Below are 4,269 nucleotides of genomic sequence, written 5' to 3'. Positions count from 1 at the left end.
GTGGAGAAGACCATTCGTCTGCGCATGTCACCTCACGTCCGTCCGACCCTGGAGAGGGCGACCGAGGAGCGTGTCGAACCCAAGACCCCGTTAGTCTCGTTCGAATCGGAAGCCGACGCCCCTGACGGTCGTGATGTAGGACGGTTGGTTGGCGTCGTCGCCGAGTTTGCGGCGCAGCCACGAAATGTGCATGTCGAGGGTCTTGGTCGACCCCCACCAGTTCGTGTCCCACACCTCACGCATTATCTGTTCCCTGGTCACCACCTTGCCGGCATCACGGACCAGGACGCGAAGCAGGTCGAATTCCTTGGTGGTGAGCTGGAGTTCGCGGTCGCCGAGCCAGGCGCGACGGGAGTCGTTGTCGATGCGGACTCCGTGCACGACGGGCACCTCGGCGCCACCACGGCGCAGTAGGGCCCGCACGCGTGCGAGAAGTTCGGCGAGTCGGAAGGGTTTGGTGACGTAGTCGTCGGCCCCGGCGTCGAGTCCGACGACGGTGTCGACTTCGTCGGCTCGGGCGGTCAGGATCAGGATGGGCGTTCCATGGCCTTCGGCGCGGAGCCGACGTGCCACCTCGAGGCCGTCCATTTCGGGCAGACCGAGATCCAGGACCATGAGGTCGATGTCTCCGGCACGGGCGCGGTCGAGTGTCTCAACGCCGTTGACGGTCACGTCCACCGTATAGCCCTCGCGACGAAGTGCGCGGGCGAGAGGCTCGGAGATCGAGACATCGTCTTCGGCCAGCAAAACGCAGGTCATGGTGCCGATCGTAGGACCAGGGTGGCGCATTTCCCTATTATGCGCGCCGGATGCCCCAAGGTTGGTTGAAAATACGCTAATCACATAACGGTCAAATAGGGCAAGTGGCCATCGCTGGCCTTTTCTTTGCACGTTCTTGGTGAAACTGGGAAGGTTGTCCTGGAGGGTGCGAAGCCGCCCCTTCATGCTTTCACGAACACAGAGGAGTCCGGTAGTGAACCCCCACCCCGATTCCCCCCAAGGTGGGGAGAATTTCCCATACCCAGGGCAATTCGGTTCGCAAAGGTCTTGGGCGGGGCCGCCACCCCCGCAGGGGCCGCAACCGCCTCCGAGGGGACCCCGGGGGCGGTACGGGGGTGGTCTGCTGGCGGTGCTCACCGTCATGGCGATCCTGGCCGGGGCCTCGACCTTGGGCGGCACGTTCGTGCTCGTGGGCGTGTTCACCGACCGGATCGCCGTCGACGACGCACCCGAGTCCGCCCCGACCGCGGCGGAGAGCGACCCGGAACCCTCGGCCACGCCCACCTTCGAACCGAGCCCCACCCCGGAACCCACCGAGGCGCCGACGGAAGAGCCCTCCGACGGTGCGGACGCCGCGCTCTGGGACATGACGGCCGAGGAGGTGGTGACGGAACTGCGGGAAGAGCACGATGACCTCACCGACGGACTGGACGTCAGCGACGAGCTGTGCGCCTCCGAGGAGGAGGACGATCTCTTCGCCTGCACCATGGCGGTGGAGACCAACCTCGTGCGGGTCATCTCCTACGACAACTCCCTCATCGCCACCACCGTCGTCCTGGGACTGCAGAACCAGGAGGACTCCGAGGGCGCCGACATGGCGGTGGACTTCCGCAGCGCCTGCCACATCGTGCTCATCTGGTTCGAGCGCGGCGGCATGGAGGAGTCCGATCGCGGAGCGATGACCGACGACGTCGAGGACATCGTCGGCTGCTGACGGCGACACACTCGTGTCCATCTGCGACCGAGTCGACACCTTCGGTGACAATGGGTCCGCGGTGGCGGTCGCCGGGTCCCGCGGATCGGGCCCCACCGGGCACATCCGCGCGGGCCCGGCGGTTCCGGGGCCGGGACACGAGGAGCGATCGATGGCACGGCGAACCACCTGGTGGCCGGGACGGACCGGAGCGGTGGCGTTGGTGTTGACCACGGCGCTCACCCTGGTGGCGGCCCCCGTCAACGCCACCACGGGGAAACCCCGGGAGGTCGGGCACGAGGTGTCGGACGAACGCGCGTCCGCCCCCTCGAAGCTTCGGAACGTCCACTCGCACCGCCACCACTACTCCACCTGGCGTGACGCGCACAGTTATCGGTCGCCGGACAACCGCTACCCGTCGGGCGGACTGCTGTGGGCCGGTCGGCACGCCTTCTTCTGCCAGACCGAGGGGCAGGCCCACTCCGACGGCGAGGGCGGCTACTCGACCTGGTGGGCGCTGACCGACGACCAGACCGGCAACCGGGACGTCTACGTCAGTGTCACAGCCTTCCGGATCGCCGAGCCGTGGCGTCCCATCGAAGGCCTGCCCCGCTGCTGAACCCGTCGGCGCGCCACACGCGACCACGACGGGGCGCGGCCCGCCCGGAACGTGTTCCGAGCGGGCCGCGCCCCGTCATGACGGGAAGGGTCAGGCGTCCATCCCCCCGGCGTCCGGGGTCGTGGCGCGCTTACGGCTGAAGTAGAGCGCACCGGCACCGGCGCCCACCGCCACCAACGCGGCGATGATCAGGCCGGTCAGGGCACCACCGGTGAGCGGCAGGGAACCCTTGTCGTTCTTCCGGTCGCCGTCGGCGCCGCCACCGCCGCCGGGACCCTCACTCGGGTCGTCGGACGGGCCGGGGGAGGGGGACGGTCCGGTGTCGTCCCCGTCGTCGCCCTCACCGTCGTCGCCGTCGTCACCATCGCCGTTCCCGGGCGGGGCGGTGGCCTCGTCACCGACCACGATCCGGCCGGAACCGCCCTCGGGGTAGTCCTCTTCGGTGATCTCACCGGCCAGGGCGTCGGACACGAACAGCTCCAGGGCGCCCTGGTAGGTGGAGCCCACCACGGTGAAGTCGGCGCCGCGGAACGGGTACATGTCGCCGCCGCGGGCGGAGAAGTCGTTGGTGGCGATGGTGATGGGGTCGCCGTCGACGACCGCCCCGTCCTCGACGAGTACGGTGCCGTCGTGCAGGACCGCGTTGCGCACACGCTCGCCTTCGGTCAGCACCTCACCGTCCTCGTCCACCTCCTGCGCGGTCCGCTCGGGGTCGTAGGCGAAGTTGACCCCGCCGACCTGCATGAATCCGCCATTGGCGGCCGGGGCCGCCGACACGCCGTGCTCCAGCAACTCCTTGACCTGGGCGCGAGGCACGTCCGGAACCACCGCGACCTGGTTGGCGAACGGGGCGACGGAGTAGGTGTCCAACGCGCTGATCGTCCCGGCCGGGATCAGCGACGCGTTGCGGATGCCGCCACCGTTCTGGATGCCGATCTGCGGTTCGGGGACCCCGTACTCCTCGGAGTTACGGGACCCGGTGTCCATGAGGGAGTCCGCCATCAGGTCGCCGAGGTTGGTCTCCTGGGTGCGCACGCCCGGGTCCTGGCGGCCTTCGAGGGCGACCTCGCTCTGGGCGACCTCGGTCTCGGCGAGCTCGTCGAGGTACTCGGACACGGGCTTGGTGACCTGGGCGTCGACCTCGGCGTCCGGCTCCACGGAACCGTCGACCACGACCGGGCCGGAACGGTCGCCGAGGGAGACGATGTCGCCGTCGGCGTCGAAGTTGATGACCAGGCGGCCCACGTACTTGTAGTTGGAACCCGCGGTGACGATCGGGACCTCGGCACCGTCGGGGTTCTGCGCGATCAGTGGATAGGAGAGGGGCTCACCGGTACCGGGGTGGACGGTGACCTCGTCGTCAGGGACCAGCGCGTCGCCCTCGCCGGCCATCACCTCGTGACCGCCGCCGGCGACGATGACGTCGATGCCGGTCAGTTCCTGTGCGACCCGCTCCTCGAAGGTGATGTTCTGCAGGTGGGAGATCATGATGATCTTGTCGACGCCCTCACCGGAGAGCCGATCGACCTCGGCCTGGACCGGCGCGACGACCTCGTCGACCACCACGTCGCGCGAACTGGTGATGGTGGCCAGGTCCGGGTAGAGCGCCCCGACGATGCCGACCTGCTCGTCCTCGACGTCGACCACGGTGCTCGGCGTGATCCGGCCCGCGTCCTCGTGCGCGGCGAGCGCGGGCTCGGCGGACACGTCCACGTTCGCGGCGACCACGGGGGTCGATTCGGGCAGTCCGTCGATGAAGTCCGCGTACAGGTCCGGGCCGAAGTCGAACTCGTGGTTGCCCATGGAGATCGCGTCGTACTCGGCGTGGGAGGCGGCGATCGCGTCGTAGAAGGGAGCGCCGTCCTCTTGGGAGGCCGCGAACTCCGGGCCGGGCAGGTACATGTCACCGGAGTTGACGGTGACCACGCCTCGGTTCTCGGCCTCGCCGTCCTCGGCC

At 68.7% G+C, this 4,269-nt stretch carries 4 protein-coding genes; 2 read left to right on the top strand and 2 right to left on the bottom strand.

The window, feature by feature from the left end:
• Positions 1-90: 90 nt before the first annotated feature.
• On the bottom strand, positions 91-759 hold the full coding sequence (locus tag K8V84_RS14855; RefSeq protein WP_014911258.1) for a response regulator transcription factor: 669 nt from the start codon (positions 757-759) through the stop codon (positions 91-93).
• A gap of 370 nt (positions 760-1,129) precedes the next feature.
• Here K8V84_RS14855 and K8V84_RS14850 point away from each other — a divergent pair, with 370 nt between their 5' ends.
• Complete coding sequence (locus K8V84_RS14850; RefSeq protein ID WP_304075185.1) at positions 1,130-1,714, top strand: hypothetical protein; 585 nt, start codon at positions 1,130-1,132, stop codon at positions 1,712-1,714.
• 151 nt (positions 1,715-1,865) lie between these two features.
• Positions 1,866-2,312: a hypothetical protein gene (locus tag K8V84_RS14845; RefSeq protein WP_304075183.1), complete on the top strand. Its 447-nt coding sequence runs from the start codon at positions 1,866-1,868 to the stop codon at positions 2,310-2,312.
• A gap of 90 nt (positions 2,313-2,402) precedes the next feature.
• Here the strand turns inward: K8V84_RS14845 and K8V84_RS14840 are convergent.
• Positions 2,403-4,269 (bottom strand): bifunctional UDP-sugar hydrolase/5'-nucleotidase (locus K8V84_RS14840; protein WP_304075181.1); only part of this gene is annotated, 1,867 nt, incomplete at its 5' end.

Source organism: Nocardiopsis listeri, from assembly GCF_020741345.1.
Taxonomy (GTDB): Bacteria; Actinomycetota; Actinomycetes; order Streptosporangiales; family Streptosporangiaceae; genus Nocardiopsis; species Nocardiopsis listeri_A.
Note: the sequence above shows the minus strand (reverse complement) of the source record. Positions and strands in the feature narration are given on the sequence as shown.

Coding starts and splice junctions, on each gene's coding strand:
- K8V84_RS14855 (WP_014911258.1), bottom strand. CDS start 759: ATGACCTGCGTTTTGCTGGCCGAAGACGATGTCTCGATCTCCGAGCCT.
- K8V84_RS14845 (WP_304075183.1), top strand. CDS start 1,866: ATGGCACGGCGAACCACCTGGTGGCCGGGACGGACCGGAGCGGTGGCG.